We start from the raw sequence: 19,024 nt of genomic DNA, 5'->3' as shown, positions 1-19,024 counted from the left end.
CTCCCTGGTCAGGTGGCGGAGGCGGAGGGATTTGAACCCTCGATGGGAGGTAAGTCCCAAACCGCATTAGCAGTGCGGCGCCATAGACCGGACTAGGCGACGCCTCCAGCACAACCGCCCGCGCGAGCGCGAGTGGTGCGTGCAGATGATGACACAGCCGAGTGGGCTGTCACCAATCGCCTCCCACGGTACTAGGCGGAGAGGCCGCAGGGCAAAGCCGTATGCCACGTCGCGGCGGGTCGGAGGACGTCGGGAACGGTTCGTCAGGGACGTCCGGGATCGGCGCGGCGGGCCGGCCGGGAGGGAGCCGGGAGGGAGCCGGGAGGGAGCCGGAGGAGGAGGGGGCGGGAGGCGCCCCGGCACTCGTCGTGGCCGCGCGGTGCCCGCCTCCCCTTGCCGCGTGCGACCCGGCGCGCGTACCGCACCCTCCGTCCACCGCAACCGTGCGTCCCGCGAGGCGTTAACCAGGTCATGTTGCAGAGCCTTCCCCCCACACCGCCGCACGCGTCCTCTTCCGCGGCCGCCTCTCGCCGTCCCGCCCGCCGGTTCCTCCTCGGTGCCGCCGCCTCCCTCGCCGCGGCCGCCGCCGGGGCGTTCTCGCCCGCGGCCGCTCCGGTCGCGTACGCAGCCGACGCGTCGCCCCGCGCCGACGGCCTCCTCCCGCGTACGTCGATGCCCGCGTCCGCCGCCGGGCCGCACGACCGGCTGGTCGTCACGGTCAGCGGCGTCGGCGGCAGGGCCGACGGCCGGTTCGAGCTGCACTGCCACCCCGAAGGGGGCAATCATCCGCACGTCCGGGACGCCTGCGGGCAGCTCGACCAGCGGACCATCTGGGGCAAGGACCCCTTCGCCCCCGTCCAGCCGGGAAGTATGTGCACGATGCTGTACGGCGGACCGGCCACCGCCCATGTCACCGGGACCTGGGCCGGCCGCCAGGTCGACGCCCGCTTCGACCGCGGCAATGGCTGCGAGATCGCCCGCTGGGACGCGCTCGTACCGGTGCTTCCCGACCTCCGTCAGTAGCGGAAGGCCCCGGCCCACTGCCGCGGCACGCCGTCGACGGACAGTCCCGCCGCCCCCGCCCGGCCCGTATCCGCCGTCGTCCCGACCCCCTGCCCCGATAACTCCGACGGCATATGCCCATAAGCCCGAGCGGGGGCGTAGGCGCCGTACATATGTGCCGCAGGGCGTGTTGCTCGGCAAAACACACGGTCACGGCATCTCCGTATGTTCGGTGTGCGACCTCCCTCTCATCCGGCGTCGCGAGCGCAACCTCTGCCCGTAGACTCCCTCGCGTGACACGTTGCGGGCCGGTTGGCAAGATGGCCCAGGCGGTCGGCAAGATGCGGTAACAGGGAGGAAGCGTCTCGTGAGCAGCAGGCCATCCCGAGGCGCTGCTCGCCTCGCAGCCATACTGGACGCACTGCCCGATGCATTGGTCCTGGTCAACGCCAATGGGACCGTCGTCAACGCGAACACCATCGCCCTGGAGGCCTTCGAGACCCCGGGTACCGCCCTCGTGGGGCGCGGGCTGCTGGACCTCCTCCCCGAGTTCGACTCACGGCTCATCCCGGGCTCGATGCGCCGGCCCGACACCATGGACCCCACCGGGCGGACCAAACCGACCCGCATGATCGCCCGCCGGACCGACGGCAGCGAGTTCCCGGTCGAGGTCACAAGCGCGAATCTGGAGAACGGGCAGCAGGCGTACGACGGTTACGGCTACACCAATGACGAGCTGCTGATGCTGGTCGTGCGCGACCTCTCCGGCACCGTCGACACCGAGGCCGAACTCGCGCGTTCGCAACGGCAGACCGAGATGATCCTGCGGGCCGCCGCCGAGGGCGTCATCGGGACGGACACCGACGGGCGGATCGTCCTCGTGAACCCGGCCGCCGCGCAGATTCTGGGCTACCGGGCCAGCGATCTCGGCGGGCGCGAGCTGCACACGCTCGTCCTGCACTCCCGTGAGGACGGCTCCCCCTTCCCGTACGGCGAGTCGCCGCTCGCCGACACCCTGCGGTCCGGGCGCAAGCACCGGGTGCGCGGGCAGGTGCTGTGGTCCAAGAGCGGCGACAAGGTGTCGGTCGATCTGACGACCGCGCCGGTGCGCGACGGGGACCAGCTCGTCGGGGCCGTGATGACGTTCACCGACCGGCGGCCGTACGACCAGCTCGCCGAGGAGAAGAACGCCGAGGCCGAGCGGCACGCGGAGGAGCTGAAGCAGCTCGCCCAGGAGCACGCCGAGGAACTGGAGGGCGTGCGGGAGAAGCACACCGCCGAACTCGCCGAGCTGCGCGAGAAGCACGCCGAGGAACTCGCCGCCGGAGACGAGCGCTACGCCGCGCTCGGTGAGCGGGAGAAGGACCGCTACGAGGCGCTGGCCGCGCGGCACGAGCAGCTGCTCGCCGTGCTGGGCACCTCCCTGCGCGGCCCGCTCGACCAGCTCCGCAGCGAACTGGGCACCCTCGCCGCCGACGACGCCGGGCAGCTGTGGCCCGAGGCCAACCAGGTGCTCCACCACCTCACCGCCGGCTACTCGCGGATCACGACCCTGATCGACAACGTCCTCGGGTACCAGCGGATCGACGCGGGTGAGGACGACCTCGTCCGTACGGCCGTCATGCTCGACGCGGTCGTGGCCGCCGGCGTCGACGGTGCCGTCGAGCTGGTCGGTCCGGGGCGGGTGCAGTTCGCCGTGCACGCGCCGCCCATCGAGGCCGAGGTGGACCAGGCCCGCCTGGCGACCGCGCTCGCGCACCTCATCGCGGATGTCGCCGGCGTCGACGCGACCGGCAACGCGCCCATGTCCGCCGGTGGCTACATGGACAACACCGTCGTCGTGGCGGCGGCACAGCGCGGCGAGGTCGTACGGATCGAGGTGCGCGGGCCCTACGCCGGGGGAGACCCGGTGCACCAGCCGATCGTCCAGGGGATCGTGCGCGCGCACGGCGGTGTGCTGCAGACACACGAGGTGCCGGGGATGAGCGGCAGCGCGTATGTGCTGGAGGTGCCGCTCGGAGGAGGCGCGGGGACGGTTCCCGCGCAGGCCCCGGTCGTGGCCGTCGACGAGTCCGAGTCCCCTTCGGAGTCGGCTGCCGCCGCCGGTGCCCTGGCCGCCGGTGCGGAGATCTCGCTGCCCGAGCAGGCCGCCGGTGGTGCCGGTGGTGGGCGGCGACGGGCCCGGCGGTCGTCCGTGGACGCGTTCCTGGAGGGCGACGACACCCCCGAGGCGGAGGCCGCGTCCGCCGCGCCTCCCACCGGGCGCCGCCGGCGCCGGGCCGAGGACGCCGCGGGCGTCCCCAGCGCCGGAGAGGCACCCGTGCCCGCGCAGGGCGGCGCCGACGAGGCCGAGGGCACCGGGCGTCGGCGCGGCCGGGCGGCCGCGGCCGACGGCAGCGGTGAGCCCGTGGCCGCCGAGGGCGCGGTCGTCATGGCGGCCGAGCACGCCGCCGGAACCGCTGCCGCCGCCAACGGGCTCGGCGGGACCGTGCCACCGCAGGGAGTCCCCGCGCCCAGCGGACGACGGGCGCGCCGGGAGCCCGCCGCTCAGAACGCGCTGCCCCCGGCACTGCCCGCCGGTCCCGCGCCCGACGCCGCGAACGGCGGCACCGGCTCCGGCTCCGGCGACACGGCCGGCGGCCAGCCCACCGGGCGCCGTCGTCGTGCGCTGGCCAACGCGGAGGAGCGGGCCGCCGCCGAGCCCGCGGGACGTGCGGTCTTCGCGCTGCCGCCGGCCGAGGCCGACCGAGGGCCCGAGTACGCGCAGAACGCCGGGCTCGGTCCACTGCCCGTCCCCGTGCCCATGCCCGCGGTGCCAGGGGCACCGGGTGCGCCGGGCACTGCGGGTGCGCCGGGCGGAGAGGCGTACGAGGGTGAGGGCGGCCAGGAGGCCGCTGCCCCCGGGGGGATCGGTCCCGCCGGTGGGGCCGCCCTGCCCACGGGAGGGGTCGTACCCGCTGAGGGGGCCGCTGCGATGGGTGGGGTCGTTCCGACGGGTGGGGCCATGTCCGCCGGGCAGCCGGTCCCTGCCTCCGGGCCCGTGCCCGCCGGGCAGCCGGTTCCAGCCGCAGGGCCCGTGCCCGCCGCGGGGCTCGCCCAGCAGGCCGTTCCGGCTCAGGTCCAGGCACCGGGTCAGGCAGCCCAGCCGCAGGTCCAGGGTCAGGCCCAAGGTCAGGCTCAGCCGCAGGTTCAGGCCGCTGGGATGCCCGGTGTCGCCGCCGGGCAGATCGCCGTACCGGCCGCCGATGCCGCGCAGCCGCCGGGGGTCGGACAGGCGGTCGCCACCGGTCAGGTGCCGGGGGCTGCCTCCGGCGGGGTGGACGACGGGCGCCATGACGCCGCGCTGCACAACCCGGCGGACGACCACACCCCGCCGCAGCCGCACCCGGTACCCGCTCCGACCGGCCGCCGCCGGGCCGTCCGCCCCGCAGCACAGCAGGGTGACGCCGGGGCCCAGGCCGCTCTCGGACAGCCGGTGCCCGCCCAGATTCCCCCCGGCCAGGCCGTCCCTCCGCAGATGGTGCCCGGCCAGCCGGTGCCCGCGCAGGGCATCCCGGCCGGACCACAGCCGGCCCCCGCACAGGGTGTTCCCACGGCGGCCGCCCCCACGCAGGCGGCGGCTCCCGGTCAGCCCATCCCCGCCCAAGGTCTTCCGGGCGCCCCGCAGTCGGCGCCCGCCCAGGGTGTTCCCGGTGCCGCCGCACCGGTCGCCGTCGTACCGCCCCAGGGTGTCGTCGGCCCTGCTCAGCCTGTGCCCGCCCAGGGCGCGGTCCCCGGTCAGCCCGTCGCCGCTCCGGTCATGGGCGCGCAGCCCGTGCCCGCCGAGCAAGCCGCTGCCGTACCGCCCCAGGGTGACCCACAGCAGGTCCCGCCCCAGTTCGTGGCCGTCCCTGGCCAGCCCGTACCCGGGCCGGGTGCCGTGCCGGGCACCCGGGGCGCGCCCCAGTCGGTGCCCGCGCAGGCCGTACCCGGCGCCGGACAGGCCGTCCCCGCTCAGGCCGCGCCGCAGCCGACACCCGAAGCCCAGCCGCAGCCCCCCTCCTGGCCCGACCCCGGTCACGACACCTCCGGCACGGGCACCCCCGTGGCGGGCGCGCAGGCCCCGCTGCCTCCGCAGTCGACGCCGTCGTCGGGCACCCCTCTGCCGCCGGAGCGTGCCGTGCAGCAGCAGCCGCGGGTCGCGCAGCCGCTGCCCGCCGAGGCGGCACCGGCCGCCGCGCCCGCCGCGGCGCTCGACCCCAACTCGACGCAGGGACGGGCGATCAGCGTGCGGACGTTGGGCCAGGGGGTCCCGTTCGCCCGCCAGGGCGCCCCGCAGGCACAGGGTCAGCCCCGGCCGGGATCCACGCCGGCGCCGAACCAGCCCGGCGGTTCCGGCCGGCGCCGCAAGCTCGGTACGCCGCCCGCGCCCGCCAATGACCGCCCGGAGTCGGCCGCGCGCCCCCACCCGCAGCCCGCACAGGCCAAGGGCAACAGCAGCGGGCAGACCCCGCTCCCCGCTCAGACGGGCCAGCCCTCGCTGGCCGGGCAGGTGCCGCTGCCGCCCCATTCCTCGCTCGCCGGGCAGGTCCCCCTGCCGCCGCAGCCGTCCCTCGCCGGGCAGTCCCGGCTGGTCGGCAACACCGAGGGGGCCGGGCGGTCGTACGCCATAGGCGCCCCGGACGAGAACGCGGACGAAGGGCCCGAGCCCCTGGACGGGCCCGGCGGTGCGGTGGAGGTCCCCGACCGGCCCCAGCCGCAGCCCATGGACGACGAGTTGCCGCCGGAGCCCTTGGACAACCCGCGCCGACTGCTGGTGTGGCCCGCTCCGGATGCGCCCACGCACCAGGCGCTCAGCGAGCGCGGCTACCGGCCCGTCATCGTGAACTCGCGTGAGGACGTCGACGCGCAGATCGCCGCCTATCCGGCCGCCCTCTTCGTGGACCCGCTCACCGGTCCCATCACGCGCACGGCCCTTCAGTCGCTGCGGCAGGCCGCGGTCGCCGCCGAGGTGCCCGTGCTCGTCACGGCGGGGCTCGGACAGGCGACGCGCGACGCGGCGTACGGGGCCGATCCGGCCATCCTGCTGAAGGCGCTCGCGCCGCGTGACTCCGAGCAGCACCCTCCGCGTGTCCTGCTGATCGAGGAGCACGCGGAGATCGCGCTCGCCCTGACCGCCACGCTCGAACGGCGCGGCATGCAGGTCGCGCGGGCCGCGTCCGACGCGGACGCCGTCACCCTGGCCGCACAGATGCGACCGAACCTCGTGGTGATGGATCTGCTCCAGGTCCACCGTCACCAGGCCGGGATCATCGACTGGCTGCGAACGAACGGGCAGTTGAACCGCACTCCGCTCGTCGTCTACACCGCCGCCGTAGACCAGGCCGAACTCCCACGCCTGGCCTCGGGGGAGACCGTTCTGTTCCTCGCCGAACGGTCGACGAGCCCGGACGTCCAGACCCGCATCGTGGACCTCCTGGCACGCATCGGCACGAACTGAGGCTGCCAGAACGGCACTGGGGGGCACTGTTTCACGTGAAACAGTGCCCCCCCAGTCGTGCGGGTCTTCTCAGACGGTCAGACGGCGGACCTCAGATCTGCGTCACGTCCAGCTGCCCCTCCGCGTACTGCTTGCGCAGCACCTTCTTGTCGAACTTGCCGACGCTCGTCTTCGGCACCGACTCGATGATCGTCCAGCGCTCCGGCAGCTGCCACTTCGCGATGTGGCCCTCCTCCGCGAGGAAGGAACGCAGCGCCGCGAAGTCCGTGCTCGCGCCTTCCTTCAGCACGACGGTGGCCAGCGGGCGCTCGCCCCACTTCTCGTCGGGTACGGCGACGACGGCGGCCTCGGCGACATCCGGGTGTGCCATGAGGGCGTTCTCCAGCTCGACCGACGAGATCCACTCGCCGCCGGACTTGATGACGTCCTTGGCGCGGTCCGTGAGGGTGAGGAAACCGTCCGGGCTGATGGTGCCGACGTCGCCCGTCTTCAGCCAGCCGTCCTCGCTGAACTTGTCCTCGGGCCGGAGGTGCTCGGCGCCCTGGCCGCCGTAGTACGCGCCCGCGATCCAGGGGCCGCGCACCTCCAGCTCACCGGCGGACTCGCCGTCCCAGGGGAGCCGCTCGCCGCCGGGGCCGGTGAGGCGGGCCTCCACGGCGGCGGGGAATCGGCCCTGGGTGAGCCGGTACGCGAACTCCTCCTCCGAGCCGGCCTCGACATGGGCCGGGGGCCGGGCGATCGTGCCCAGCGGGGACGTCTCGGTCATGCCCCAGGCGTGGCAGACGCGCATGCCGAGCTTGTCGAAGGCCTCCATGAGGGAGGGCGGGCAGGCGGAGCCGCCGATGGTCACCTGGGTGAGGGAGGAGACCTCTCGGGGGCGGGCGTGCAACTCGGCGAGCAGGCCCTGCCAGATGGTGGGGACAGCGGCGGCGTGGGTCGGCTTCTGCGTCTCGATCATCTCGGCCAGCGGGCCCGGCTGCAGGAACCGGTCCGGCATCAGCATGTTGACGCCGGTCATGAACGTCGCGTGGGGCAGGCCCCAGGCGTTCACATGGAACTGCGGGACGACGACGAGGGAGAGGTCCGTGTCCGTCAGGCCCATGGACTGGGCCATGTTGACCTGCATGGAGTGCAGGTAGATCGAGCGGTGGGAGTAGACGACGCCCTTGGGGTCGCCGGTGGTGCCGGAGGTGTAGCACATGGCGGCGGCGGAGCGCTCGTCCAGCTCGGGCCAGTCGTAGGTGGTCGGTTTGCCGGCGATCAGATCCTCGTACTCGTGCACCTGGACGCTCGCTCCGGCGAGCAGCGACCGGTCGCCGGGGCCGGACACGACGACGTGCTCCACCGGCTTGAGGTGCGGGAGGAGCGGCGCGAGGAGGGGGAGCAGCGAACCGTTGGCGATGATCACCCGGTCGGCGGCGTGGTTGACGATCCAGGCGAGCTGCTCGGGGGGCAGGCGGAGGTTGAGGGTGTGGAGGACGGCTCCCATGGAGGGGATCGCGAAGTACGCCTCGACGTGCTCCGCGTTGTTCCACATGAGGGTCGCGACCCGCTCGTCGCCCTCGACCCCGAGGTCCTCGCGCAGGGCGTGTGCCAGCTGGGCGGTACGGGCGCCGATCTCGGCATAGGAGCGACGGTCGGGTTCCCCCTCGCCGGTCCATGTGATCACCTGCGACGTCCCGTGGATGACCTGCCCATGGGCCAGGATCCTGGAGATCAACAGCGGTACGTCCTGCATGGTGCTCAGCACGGCGTCCTCCCGGGGCGGCTCTGCCTACGCGGTGGTAACGGTTGCGCTGATTCTGCTCACATACCGCGCGGTATGTCACTAGGTGCCGGGATGATCGATCAGAGAGCGTTACCCGGGGAGCTTGATCGCATCCGCATGTCAGGTCAACGACCGGGCTGGCGGACGGGTTCCAGCTCCGGGTCCTCGCGGAGTTTGCCCAGTGCCCGCGACACGGCCGACTTCACCGTGCCCACCGAGACCCCGAGGACCTCCGCCGTCTGTACCTCGCTGAGGTCCTCGTAGTACCTGAGGACGACCATCGCCCGCTGCCGGGCCGGCAGCTTCATGATCGCCCGCCACATCGCGTCGTGCAGCGCCTGCTGTTCCGCCGGGTCCGCGGTGTGGACACCCTCCGGCTCCGGCAGCTCCTCGCACGCGAACTCGTCCACCTTGCGCTTGCGCCACTGGGACGTCCGCGTGTTCAGCAGCGCCCGCCGTACATACCCGTCGAGCGCCCGGTGGTCCTCGATCCGCTCCCAGGCGACGTACGTCTTGGCCAGCGCCGTCTGCAGCAGGTCCTCGGCGTCGCTCGGGTTCGCCGTCAGCGACCGCGCGGTCCGCAGCAGCAGCGGCTGGCGGGCCTTCACGTACGCCGAGAACGACGGATACGACAGGGTCACCCGGGGCGGGCTCGGCAGGGTCCGTGTCGCCGGTACAGCGGCGTTCGAAGCGCTGGTGCAGACGAGTGTGGTCATGGCTCCACGCTAGGAGCGGGCCCGCCCCGGCGGATCGGCCGCAGGTCCCTAAGACGAATCCCCCTCAGGTTGTAGGAGTGGGGCAGACCCCACCTACTGGAGATGGATGAACGGCCCCCATGTGCTGAGGGTGGGCCCCTGAGAAGCGCCCGCACGAGGGGTACGGAGCCCACCTGGTCGCGGGGTGCGCCGAGCTCCCGCACGAGGCATTCGGGTACGAGGTCGTCGCCCTCACCCGTCCGCGCCCAGCACCAGACCCGAGGTCGGTACTCCGGTGCCCGCGGTGACCAGGACGTGTTCCGTGCCGTTGATCTGGTTGACCGCGGTGCCGCGGAGCTGCCGTACCGCCTCCGCGATGCCGTTCATGCCGTGCAGATACGCCTCCCCGAGCTGGCCGCCGTGCGTGTTCAGCGGCAGCCGTTCCGCCGCGACGAAGCCGGCCGCCTGCCCGGCCGCGCAGAAGCCGAACTCCTCCAGCTGCATCAGCACGAACGGCGTGAAGTGGTCGTAGAGGATGCCCACGTCTATGTCGCCGGGCCCGAGCCCGGAGGTGCGCCACAGCTGGCGGGCGACGACGCCCATCTCGGGCAGCCCCGTCAGGTCGGTGCCGTAGAAGCTCGTCATCTGTTCCCGGGCCCGTCCGGCGCCCTGGGCGGCGGCGACGATCACCGCGGGCGGCTTGGGCAGGTCCCGCGCCCGTTCCACCGAGGTCACGACGAGGGCCTGGCCGCCGTCCGTCTCCTGGCAGCAGTCCAGCAGCCGCAGCGGCTCGACGATCCAGCGTGAGGCGGCGTGCTCAGCGAGCGTGATGGGGCGCCCGTGGAAGTACGCCGCCGGGTTGGTCGCCGCGTATTTGCGGTCCACCACCGCCACATGTCCGAACGCCTCGGCGGTCAGCCCGTGCGTGTGGAGGTACCGCTGCGCCGCCATCGCCACCCACGACGCGGGGGTGAGCAGCCCGAACGGCAGCGTCCAGCCGAGCGCCACCCCTTCCGCCGACGGCTCCCGGTGCCGCACTCCGGCCCCGAACCGCCGCCCCGACCGCTCGTTGAACGCCCGGTAGCAGACCACGACCTCCGCGACGCCCGTCGCCACGGCCAGCGCAGCCTGCTGCACCGTCGCGCAGGCCGCCCCGCCGCCGTAGTGGACGCGGGAGAAGAACGACAGTTCCCCGATGCCGGCGGCCTGCGCGACCGTGATCTCCGGGCTCGTGTCCATCGTGAACGTCACCATGCCGTCCACGTCCGCCGGTGCGAGCCCCGCGTCGTCCAGCGCGGCCCGCACCGCCTCCACGGCCAGCCGCAGCTCGCTGCGCCCCGAGTCCTTGGAGAAGTCGGTCGCCCCGATCCCGACGACGGCGGCCCGCCCGCCGAGGTGGTCCTTCGTCCGCACGCTCATACGACGCCCTCCGCCGGACCGGTGACGGTCACGCTCGGCTCCCTTCCCACGGTTCCTTCCCCTGTCCCGTCCGCCGTTCCGTCCGGTGGCGGGAGGGTGACGGTGACCGTCCCCGTGACATGTCGGCCGATGCCGTTGTCGCCCACGATCCGCACGGTCGCCGTGTCCCCGTCGACCGCCTCGACCGTCCCGGTCAAGACCATCGTGTCGCCCGGGTAGTTGGGCGCACCGAGCCGAATGGAGACCTTACGGAGGACGGCAGACGGGCCGAGACAGTCGGTGACATAGCGCCCGACCAGCCCGTTCGTCGTCAGGATGTTCATGAAGACATCGGGCGATCCCCGCCGCCGCGCCAGTTCGGGATCGTGGTGCACGTCCTGGTAGTCGCGCGAGGCGATGGCTCCGGCGACCACGAGGGTCCGTGTGATCGGGATCCGCAGCGGAGAAAGTCCGTCCCCGGCCCTCATGCCCGCACCCCCTCCTCCGCTCGGAACACGGGCAACTCCAACTCCTCGTCGAAGCGGACGAATTCGAGCCGTACGGTCATACCGATCCGCACCTTGTCGTACGGCACCCCGATGACGTTGCTGATCATCCGCACTCCCTCGGCGAGTTCGATCAGACCGACGGCGTACGGCGGATCGAAGGCCGGGAAGGGCGGGTGGTGCATGACGACGTACGAGTGGACGGTGCCCTCGCCGCTCGCCTCGACGGTGTCCCACTCGGGCGAGCCGCAGGCGTTGCACCCCGGCAGCCACGGAAACCGCAGCGCGTCGCATTCGGCGCAGCGCTGGATGAGGAGGCGATGCCGTGCGACGCCCTCCCAGAAGCCGGCGTTGTCGCGGTTGACGACGGGCCGGGGGCGTCGCCGCTCGTTACTCCGGTTCGGGGATGACGGGGCGGAGGCGACGGCGTTCGGGGTGTACTTGAGGATCCGGAAGCGATGGGTTCCGGCGAGTGCGTCGCCGACCCGGACGTCCATGCGGGTGGTGACGAAGTACCCGGTGCCGAGCTTGGTGGTCTTCCGGTCCGACACCGACTCGATGACCGAGTCGAAGGTGATCTCCTCACCCGGGCGCAACGCCCGCAGGTACTCCTGCTCGCAGTCGGTGGCGACGACGGAGGTGTACCCGGCGTCGTCGAGGAGGGCGAGGAGTTCCTCGTACGCCGGCGAACGCGTCTCGTGTCCGCTCAGCCCGCCCATGGTCCACACCTGGAGCATGGTGGGCGGCGCGATCGCGTCGGGGCCGGTGTACGCGGGGTTGGTGTCGCCCATGGCCTCGCACCAGTGCCGGATCATGGGCGAGTTGACGGGGTCCTTGCCGAGCCCGCCGCGTACGGCGGGGCGCCCCTCGTAGGCCTTGAGTCGCACGGACAGCTCGTCGACCACCACGCCACGGCCCCCTCCGAAGTTTTCTGACTATCCGTCAGATTGAAGGAAGAGGCGGGGGAACTGTCAATACGCCTGTGCGGCGGCACCGAAGCACCACCGCACAGACGCACTGCACCCCACGAACATGTCCCACACCCGAGGGGACGAGCCCTGAGCCACGAGGCCCGGGTCCCGCCACCCTCAGTGACTCACCACATGACGATGAAGCCGACGACGGCATTGCCGTGGTCACGGTTTGTTGCCACGCATATCCTCCCAAACCTTTCCCAAGTACGAGATGCGCGGGGGCGGTTGGCCGACCGCTCCGGCGCCGGTCATCGAATCGACGTCGTGCAAGCAGAGTTGCCCACGAAAGCGCCGCAAGCCACCAGGAAAGTCCGGATTCGCCCTGAAGCGTGATGACATGTCGATAAACCCCCTTGGATCAAGGAATCACCAGCTCGGCCCAGGCGCGGCGGCTCCGTCCCGCCGAGATCGAGCGAAGCAAGCAGCGAAGGGGGTGCGACTCCATCCCGGCGTCCCCCGAAGAGCCCAGAGAGCACCCGAAAGCACCGCCCGAACCCTCTTCCCTTTATCGAACGTACGTACGAACATAGAAGTATGGCCACCATGGACCGGCAGGCCACCACCCTGGCCCTGGCACACGCCCTCTCCGCCGCCGAACGCGGACTGGCGGTGATCCCTCTGTCCCGCTCGAAGCTCCCGGCCCTGCGCTCACCCCACCGGGACGACCCGGCCCCCACCCCCTGCCACGGCGAATGCGGCCGCTTCGGCCACGGCGTCTACGACGCCTCCACCGACCCCCGCCGTATCCGCGCGCTCTTCGCGGCCGCGCCGTGGGCCACCGGCTACGGCATCGCGTGCGGTCTCGACCCCCACCGTCTGATCGGCATCGACCTCGACACGAAATGCGGTACGGACTCCTCCACGGCCCTCCGTGAACTGGCCCTGCGCCACCTCTTCACGATCCCGGACACGGTCGTGATCCTGACCCCCAGCGGCGGTCGCCACCTGTGGCTCACCGGCCCACCCGGCGTCGTGGTGCCCAACTCGGCGAGCCGGCTGGCCCCCGGCATCGACGTCCGTGGCGCCGGGGGCTATCTGGTCGGCCCAGGCTCCCGCACCGACCACGGCGTCTACGGCACGGCCCCGGGAACGGCCCACCTCCCACCCGCCCCCTGCCCGTCCGCCCTGCTCCGCCTGCTCCTGCCCCCGCCTCGGGACGTACGGGCGCGCGGAAGCGCCACCAACGGACAGGGGCGGAGTCAAGACCACAGCCGCATCCATGGCCAAAGCCAGGGCCAGGGCTCAGCCCATGGCCACGGGCTGATCCACTTCGTCCTCACCGCCCACGAAGGGCAACGCAACACCCGCCTCTTCTGGGCCGCCTGCCGCGCCTACGAGAACGGCCTCGGCCCGGACCTGGCCAACGCCCTCATCGACGCCGCGATCCACACGGGGCTCCCGGAACGCGAGGCCCGCTCGACGGTGGCATCTGCGGCACGGATGTCGGGGTGGCAGGGATGAGGTGGGGGCAGGGCGGTGGGGCGGCTGGACCGCACCCACGTCACAACCGACAACCGACCGGCACCCGAGATGCGGGCGCCGGTCCCTCACGAACTGAGCGTCGCCGCGGATCACCGATCGACCACGCCGGAACCCGCCGGCCGACCGCACCGCGCGCCCGCTACCGGGGAGGCGGCTCCTGCCGGCCGCCCGGGTCCGTCCGGCCTGTCTGATCCGTGCCCAGCTGCTCCCTGAGCCGGTCCTGAGCGGTGTCGACGTGACGCCTGTGCCTGCCCCGCGTCTTCTCGTCGACGTAGTCACCGGCCCGGTCGACGCCCTTGTCGGCCTGCTCCTCATGGCCCTTCAGCATGTGCTTGAGCTTGCCCATCACAGACATCGCGGCTCCTTCCGCCGTTCGCCGTCCTCTCCAGAATCAGCGCCCGTTCCCCACCCCGCATCCGGAGCCACCGAAGGGGTGCCCCGCAACCCGGGACACCCCTTCCGCCCAGTGGGTTCACCGGGATGTGCGCGTGCTCACGCCGTACCGTTGACGCCGGGCGCGACGAACCGCCGGTGCAGCGGGCTGAAGACGATCTCGGGCGTCCCCGTGAGGCCGGCCTTCTGGATCGCGGGCGCGAGCCGCTCGCCGAAGAACGTCTCGAACGCCTCTTCGGAGTCCCACACGTCGGTCACATGGAACCCCTGGTCATCGAACCAGGCCACATGCACCTGCCCACCGGCCGCCGGCACGTCCTCCCAGGCGACCGCGTCCCGCACCATGTCGTACTGCTCCGGCGTGACCCCCGCCCAGCGCATCGACAACACCACAGCCATACCAGGCCCCCTTCAGCTGCCCTCTCGCCGACACCGGCACAGGGATCGTTCCAGCCGGTGGGCCGCGCCGGGCAGAGCGTGCGGACGCACACCGGCGGGTGCCCGGGCCTCCGTACGCTCTCCCGGCACGGCTCTGCGTGAGCCCGCAGACCTGTGCGACAGGACGGGCGTCGGCTGATCGCCGGTCTGACGGGGTTTTCACGGAGGGATCTGTGCCGACGGCCACAGCGGGCCGGATCCGCGTAGGCTCATACTGAGCCATGACAAAGCCCGCGGCACCAAAGCGTCATTTGCCCACCAGCCCGTTCAAGGCCCCGGTCACACCGGCTCCCAAGCACTTCGATCTGGGCGACCAGGTCACACACGACGTGTACGGCCTCGGCCGGGTGGTCGGCATCGAGGACGGAATCGCGGCACTCGTCGATTTCGGCTCGGCGCAGGTGCGGGTCTCGAGCCCGTACGCCAAGATGACCAAGCTGTAGCACCGCTGTGCCCGGTCACGGCACGCCAGGCCCCCTCAGGGACCTGTAACGAAAGGCAGACCTCTCATCGACTCGACGTCGCTGTTCTCCGCCCTGGAAGGGCAGCCCAGCCGTTCCACCTCGGTATCACCGCCTCCGACGACGGACCCCTTCCGGGCCCCGGACTTCGGAGACGAGGAGCCCTACTGGCCCGAGGACGCACAGGACCCCGCCCCGAGCCCACGCGCCCGGCGCTCCAGGGCCGCCTAGGTCGTATCCGCTAAGTCCCGTCGTCCGCCCGGAGGGCGAACGCCGCGGCGTATGGTGCGTGCTCTCGGCATGCCGGGCCAAGGCCCTCGTACTGGATGTACGTGGGGCTTCGCCCGGTGCGGCGAGAGGGCGTGCCAGGTGTCGCGGGTGCAGGCGGGATTTTGCGGACACGCCCAAGCGCACACCGCGAAGACAACGGCCGCTGGCCGTCCGGCCTGGTCAGGGGCCGTTCACGGTGATCCCGGCTCCTACGCCATGGCCCTCACCGGGCCTCGCTGCCCGTCACGCCGGACCACTGGCCCCCGTGGACGGCGCGGTGCCGTTCACCGCCATGATCAGAACGATCCCAGCCGAGGCCGAAGCCGTCACACGAACCTAGCCGGTCGCCACGTGGGGCGTCCCTTCCTGCCTGTCGGGAAACATCAGCCAGGCGCCGCCGTGGATCGCTCCGAGAGATGCCAGCCCCAAGCCGTGACGCAGCCACCTCATGCCGCCCTCCCAGTCACGGGGAGGACCGAAGACCAGCCAGGTCGCGAGGGCGATGCCGCCCAGCACGCTCACGATGCCGGCCACACGACGTAATCCATGACTCATGGGCCCATGATCGCCTGTGCCCTCCCGTACGCACCACCGAAAACGCGGCAGTGGCACGCCGCCCCGCTCAACGCAACGGCCCCTGACCAATTGCCTGGTCAGGGGCCGTCACCATGCGGTGGGTGTGGGATTTGAACCCACGGTGACATCGCTGCCACGACGGTTTTCAAGATCTCTCGGCGGTCGGGTGGGGTGTTCGCTCCGCCGCAGGTCAAACGGGTGCGAGGACCCCGGCGGAGCCGTCGTCATCGTCGCCGTGCCCGCTACGTGCCCCAGACGCATGATCGTCGTGATCGTGCCCGCTGAGCCAGGAGTCCGCCGCTTCGGCCACCTGGTCATCACGACCGGCGACCGGCCGGGCGTAGTGGCGAGTCGTCACGCTCGCGTTCGAATGGCCGAGCCGGTGAGCGGCTGTCATGACGCCGTACCGGTCGGCGACCCACGTCCCGTGCGAGGCGCGGAGATCGTGCGGGGTGACGTCGGTCAGCCCGGCCGCCGACACGGCGGGGTCGAAGCACGCCTTGCGCCACTGGTTGTAGCGCAGAGGCTTGCCGCCGGGTGTGGTGAACAGGAGCGCGTCATCCCCTCCGGGCAGGTTCTCAAGGTGACGGCCGAGCCGCTTCGCGAGCGACGGGCCGACGCGAAGGAGCCGCTTCTGATGCGACTTGGGGGTGTCGAAGACCAAGGTGCCGTTGGCTTCGGCAAGGTTCTCGTCGACCAGGACGAAGCCGCCGGACACGTCGATGTCGACGCGGCGGAGTGCAAACGCCTCGCCGACTCGCAGGCCCGCGTACGCGAGGAGCGCGATCAGCAGGTCATGCGGCTTGGCGGCACTCCGCACGATCCGGGAGGCTTCGAGCGGGGTGAGGATGTGCGGCTCCGTCTGCGGCATCCGAGGTAGCTTCACGCCCCGGCATGGCGTCTGCGAGATCATGTCGTTGTCGACGGCAGCTCGCATGATCTGCGAGAGGACCCGGTACGCCTGCCTGATACGCGACGCGCTGAGTCCCTTGGTGTTCATGCTGGCCACCCACTCAGTGATCGTGATCGGCCGGAGGCCCGACAGCTCACGGTCCCCGAGCGCCGGATTGATCAGCGAGTTGATCAGGGACCGGTACGTCGCTTGGGTCTTGTGCTTGAGCTGAGGAGAAACCGCAGCGAGCCAGCGGGCCGCCCAGTCACGTACGGTCGTCTGCCCCTCGGTGGGGTCGAGCCAGCGCCCCTCTTCGATCTCGATGCGCTTCCGCATGAGCCATCGGTCAGCGTCCGTGGACGTGGCGAACGTCCGGTCTGCAGGCCGGAGTACGCCGTCAGGCCCCGGGTACCGGGCTTGGAAGCGCCCGGAGGGCAGTTTGCGGACCCGGCCGAAGGGCCGACGGGACTTGCGCTTGCCAGCCATCAGGCGGCCCTCCTCAGGCCCGTCGGCCGCAGGACGACCGGTTCCACGGTGTTGGCTGTCACGTACGCCTCCACCGCGCTCTCGGGGATGCGGACATGCCGACCGACCTTCACGAAGGTGATCCGGCGCTCCTCTATGAGGCGACGCGGGAAGCGCACGCCGGTTCCGAGCCGGTCGGCGACCTGATCGACGGTGAGGAGTCGGTCCATGGTCACCACTCCCCTTCTGCGTCCAGGTGGCGCCTGTCAGCCAGTGCCTCGCGGGCGGTTTCTCGGTTGAGCTGGAGACCGCGGGCGATCGTGGCAGCGAGGGCGGATTCTCCTGGGGTGTGGCCGTGTCCGGCGTACTGCCAGTCGGCCAGGATGAGCACGGTTTCCGGCTCGCGGTCGTCCAGGCCGAGCGCTTCGCGTTCCTGCGTGGCGCGGAAGTCGGCGCGGGCCTGGCGGAGTGCGCCGAGCGTGGTGGAGTAGCGGCGGGACTTCGAGCTGAAGTGGCCCCGGAAGCCAAGCATGTGAGCCCAGGCCCACAGGCGCCGGTCCGGGTACAGCTCATCCAGGTCACGGCAGGCGGTGATCAGTCGGCGGGTGTGGTTGGGGACGCCGTGGCGGTCGAGTTCGGCGAGTTCGCCGATCCGGCGGTCTAGGGTCCCGGTCGTCTCGGCGGCCTTGGTGGCGTACTTGGCGACGTACGCGGCAACCGCCTGCTCGGTGATGTCGGAGCCGTCACCGAACGCCTTCACGGGCCGGACGTCGAGTTGTCGGCCCCACTGGAACGTACGGGCGGGCTGGTCCCCGGCGGTAGGCACGCTGACGCTCGTGTAGGCGTGCGTGACGGCAGCGCGGATCGCATCCGTGAGAAGCCCGGCCGACGCCCAGGACGGGGGCGGGGACTCGGGTCCCTCCGGGCCGTCGAGGCGGATCACGGCGTGAAAGTGGACGGCGCCGCGCTTCTGGAACTCGGCGACCTTGCCGTACGACACCCGGCATGCGTCGGCGAGTTCGCGCTGTGTCAGTCTGGCACGCTTGGCGATCTCGCGGCGGAGCCGGTTGGTGAAGCGCATCCACAGCTCACCCGCGTGGTTGTTGAAGAGGACGGCGCCCGCGTAGTCGTACGTGGCCGGGTCCAGGGCCGTGCCGAGGTCCGGGTCATCCGGGGCGTGCCGGGCCCCGCAGCGGCAGACGCCGCGGTCGGGCCGGTTGTGGACCGGGCCGAACGAGGGCGCTGTGAACGTGGCGAAGACCCGAGGGTGATCGCGCACGGTCGCCGGGATGTCCTTGTCCGGGTCGCCGGCGAGCCCGGCGCGGATCAGGTGGTACGTGTCTCCGGCGTAGGTCCAGGCGCAGGCCGGGCAGCGGGAGGCACGGCGGTTGCCGCAGGCGACGCGGAGGCGTCCGCCGGGCTCGCCCTCGGTGCTGTAGCGGTGCAGTACCTCGCCGGTCGTCTTGTCCTTGTGCAGGACCCAGCCGCGCAGGTGGATCGGGTCGGCGCAGCCGCCCGTGCGCTTGATCTGGTCCTGCCAGCGGTCGAAGCCGGGAAGCCCGGCCACCCGGAGGAGATCCCCCAGGGTGGTCGGGTCCAGGCCCGCGAAGGTCGCGGTGTCGGTCACGCGCGACCCCCGGCGAGCTGGGCGACGCGGGCGGACACGGTGCCGGTGCCGCGGCAGGTCTGGCAGTCGACGCTGATCGTGTGCAGGTGGCCGCGGGCGTCACGGCCGCCGGAGGTTACCGCAGCGGAGGCGAAGCCGTCGCAGTCCCGGCAGATGCGAGCCGGGGCGGAGGCGCGGTCGGTCATGATGGGGATTCCTTCCGGTTCTGTGGATCGGACAGGGACGGCGCCCGGGCGGCGGATGCTTGGCGGTATCAGGGCCGCCCGGGAGCCGGTCAACGTCGCTTGGCCTCGGTAGCGATGAGCGAGCGGACGACGAGCGCGCACACCGCGACCGAGGCGGCCGTCACGGCGACGGCGAGGAGCATGGAGACCAGGACGGCGCCGACGACGAGCACGACGGCCGTGCCGCCGCCGACGACGGCGACCAGGGCGCCGGGGGTGAGCTGGATCGTGGGCCGGGACGGCGCCGGGGCCGGGGCCGCCGGAGCGGGCGGCGGGGTCTGAGCACTCGGGACGACGGCGGTCGGCTCGATGACGGCGTGCGGAGTGACCAGGCCGGTCGGCGTCGGGTTGGTGGGCACCTTGGGGCGGAGCAT

The 19,024-nt window shown here is 72.2% G+C and carries 17 protein-coding genes and 1 tRNA gene; 4 read left to right on the top strand and 14 right to left on the bottom strand.

From position 1 onward, the window contains the following. Window positions 1-13: 13 nt before the first annotated feature. A tRNA-Ser gene (locus ACZ43N_RS12330) sits at window positions 14-107 on the bottom strand. 364 nt (window positions 108-471) lie between these two features. Between ACZ43N_RS12330 and ACZ43N_RS12325 the strand changes: the two genes are divergently transcribed. Next, the gene (locus tag ACZ43N_RS12325) at window positions 472-1,023 is read left to right on the top strand and encodes an SSI family serine proteinase inhibitor (RefSeq protein ID WP_468097004.1); all 552 of its coding nucleotides are present in this window, start codon (window positions 472-474) and stop codon (window positions 1,021-1,023) included. Window positions 1,024-1,369: 346 nt separating this feature from the next. Beyond that, window positions 1,370-6,481 carry a PAS domain-containing protein gene (locus ACZ43N_RS12320; protein WP_468097003.1) on the top strand — a complete coding sequence of 1,704 codons (5,112 nt, stop codon included), beginning with the start codon at window positions 1,370-1,372 and terminating at the stop codon, window positions 6,479-6,481. Window positions 6,482-6,572: 91 nt separating this feature from the next. Here ACZ43N_RS12320 and ACZ43N_RS12315 read toward each other — a convergent pair whose 3' ends face one another. The 5 genes from ACZ43N_RS12315 to ACZ43N_RS12295 form a co-directional block, all read right to left on the bottom strand. Continuing rightward, window positions 6,573-8,231, bottom strand: a complete 1,659-nt coding sequence (locus ACZ43N_RS12315) for a long-chain fatty acid--CoA ligase (protein WP_468097001.1) — start codon at window positions 8,229-8,231, stop codon at window positions 6,573-6,575. 143 nt (window positions 8,232-8,374) lie between these two features. Further along, entirely contained in the window at window positions 8,375-8,965 is a 591-nt protein-coding gene (locus ACZ43N_RS12310) for a SigE family RNA polymerase sigma factor (protein WP_468096999.1), read from the bottom strand. A gap of 231 nt (window positions 8,966-9,196) precedes the next feature. Then, window positions 9,197-10,363: a lipid-transfer protein gene (locus ACZ43N_RS12305; protein ID WP_468096998.1), complete on the bottom strand. Its 1,167-nt coding sequence runs from the start codon at window positions 10,361-10,363 to the stop codon at window positions 9,197-9,199. Continuing rightward, window positions 10,360-10,830, bottom strand: a complete 471-nt coding sequence (locus ACZ43N_RS12300) for a MaoC family dehydratase (RefSeq protein WP_468096996.1) — start codon at window positions 10,828-10,830, stop codon at window positions 10,360-10,362. The genes ACZ43N_RS12305 and ACZ43N_RS12300 overlap by 4 nt, the downstream gene beginning before the upstream one ends. Next, window positions 10,827-11,756 carry a bifunctional MaoC family dehydratase N-terminal/OB-fold nucleic acid binding domain-containing protein gene (locus ACZ43N_RS12295; protein WP_468096995.1) on the bottom strand — a complete coding sequence of 310 codons (930 nt, stop codon included), beginning with the start codon at window positions 11,754-11,756 and terminating at the stop codon, window positions 10,827-10,829. The genes ACZ43N_RS12300 and ACZ43N_RS12295 overlap by 4 nt, the downstream gene beginning before the upstream one ends. A gap of 600 nt (window positions 11,757-12,356) precedes the next feature. Here ACZ43N_RS12295 and ACZ43N_RS12290 point away from each other — a divergent pair. Next, window positions 12,357-13,283 carry a bifunctional DNA primase/polymerase gene (locus ACZ43N_RS12290; RefSeq protein ID WP_468096994.1) on the top strand — a complete coding sequence of 309 codons (927 nt, stop codon included), beginning with the start codon at window positions 12,357-12,359 and terminating at the stop codon, window positions 13,281-13,283. Window positions 13,284-13,443: 160 nt separating this feature from the next. Here the strand turns inward: ACZ43N_RS12290 and ACZ43N_RS12285 are convergent, their stop codons facing one another. Both ACZ43N_RS12285 and ACZ43N_RS12280 read right to left on the bottom strand, forming a co-directional pair. Further along, window positions 13,444-13,659 carry an antitoxin gene (locus tag ACZ43N_RS12285; protein WP_468096993.1) on the bottom strand — a complete coding sequence of 72 codons (216 nt, stop codon included), beginning with the start codon at window positions 13,657-13,659 and terminating at the stop codon, window positions 13,444-13,446. A 137-nt stretch (window positions 13,660-13,796) separates the two neighbouring features. Continuing rightward, window positions 13,797-14,096: a hypothetical protein gene (locus ACZ43N_RS12280; protein WP_468096992.1), complete on the bottom strand. Its 300-nt coding sequence runs from the start codon at window positions 14,094-14,096 to the stop codon at window positions 13,797-13,799. A gap of 260 nt (window positions 14,097-14,356) precedes the next feature. Between ACZ43N_RS12280 and ACZ43N_RS12275 the strand changes: the two genes are divergently transcribed. Then, window positions 14,357-14,578: a hypothetical protein gene (locus ACZ43N_RS12275; RefSeq protein WP_468096990.1), complete on the top strand. Its 222-nt coding sequence runs from the start codon at window positions 14,357-14,359 to the stop codon at window positions 14,576-14,578. A 624-nt stretch (window positions 14,579-15,202) separates the two neighbouring features. Here ACZ43N_RS12275 and ACZ43N_RS12270 read toward each other — a convergent pair. The 6 genes from ACZ43N_RS12270 to ACZ43N_RS12245 all read right to left on the bottom strand — a co-directional run bounded on the left by ACZ43N_RS12270 (window position 15,203) and on the right by ACZ43N_RS12245 (window position 19,024). After that, window positions 15,203-15,421, bottom strand: a complete 219-nt coding sequence (locus tag ACZ43N_RS12270) for a hypothetical protein (protein WP_468096988.1) — start codon at window positions 15,419-15,421, stop codon at window positions 15,203-15,205. Window positions 15,422-15,632: 211 nt separating this feature from the next. After that, a complete protein-coding gene (locus tag ACZ43N_RS12265) occupies window positions 15,633-16,820 on the bottom strand; it encodes a tyrosine-type recombinase/integrase (RefSeq protein WP_468096987.1) in 1,188 nt (395 codons plus the stop codon). Continuing rightward, window positions 16,820-17,029, bottom strand: a complete 210-nt coding sequence (locus ACZ43N_RS12260) for a helix-turn-helix domain-containing protein (protein WP_468096985.1) — start codon at window positions 17,027-17,029, stop codon at window positions 16,820-16,822. The genes ACZ43N_RS12265 and ACZ43N_RS12260 overlap by 1 nt, the downstream gene beginning before the upstream one ends. 2 nt (window positions 17,030-17,031) lie before the next feature. Further along, window positions 17,032-18,426, bottom strand: a complete 1,395-nt coding sequence (gene repSA, locus ACZ43N_RS12255) for a replication initiator protein RepSA (protein WP_468096984.1) — start codon at window positions 18,424-18,426, stop codon at window positions 17,032-17,034. Further along, the gene (locus tag ACZ43N_RS12250) at window positions 18,423-18,611 is read right to left on the bottom strand and encodes a hypothetical protein (RefSeq protein ID WP_468096983.1); all 189 of its coding nucleotides are present in this window, start codon (window positions 18,609-18,611) and stop codon (window positions 18,423-18,425) included. The genes repSA and ACZ43N_RS12250 overlap by 4 nt, the downstream gene beginning before the upstream one ends. An 89-nt stretch (window positions 18,612-18,700) precedes the next feature. Then, window positions 18,701-19,024 carry a SpdD-like protein gene (locus ACZ43N_RS12245; RefSeq protein ID WP_468096982.1) on the bottom strand — a complete coding sequence of 108 codons (324 nt, stop codon included), beginning with the start codon at window positions 19,022-19,024 and terminating at the stop codon, window positions 18,701-18,703.

The sequence above is a fragment of the Streptomyces sp. NPDC030814 genome (assembly GCF_055572155.1).
Note: the sequence above shows the minus strand (reverse complement) of the source record. Positions and strands in the feature narration are given on the sequence as shown.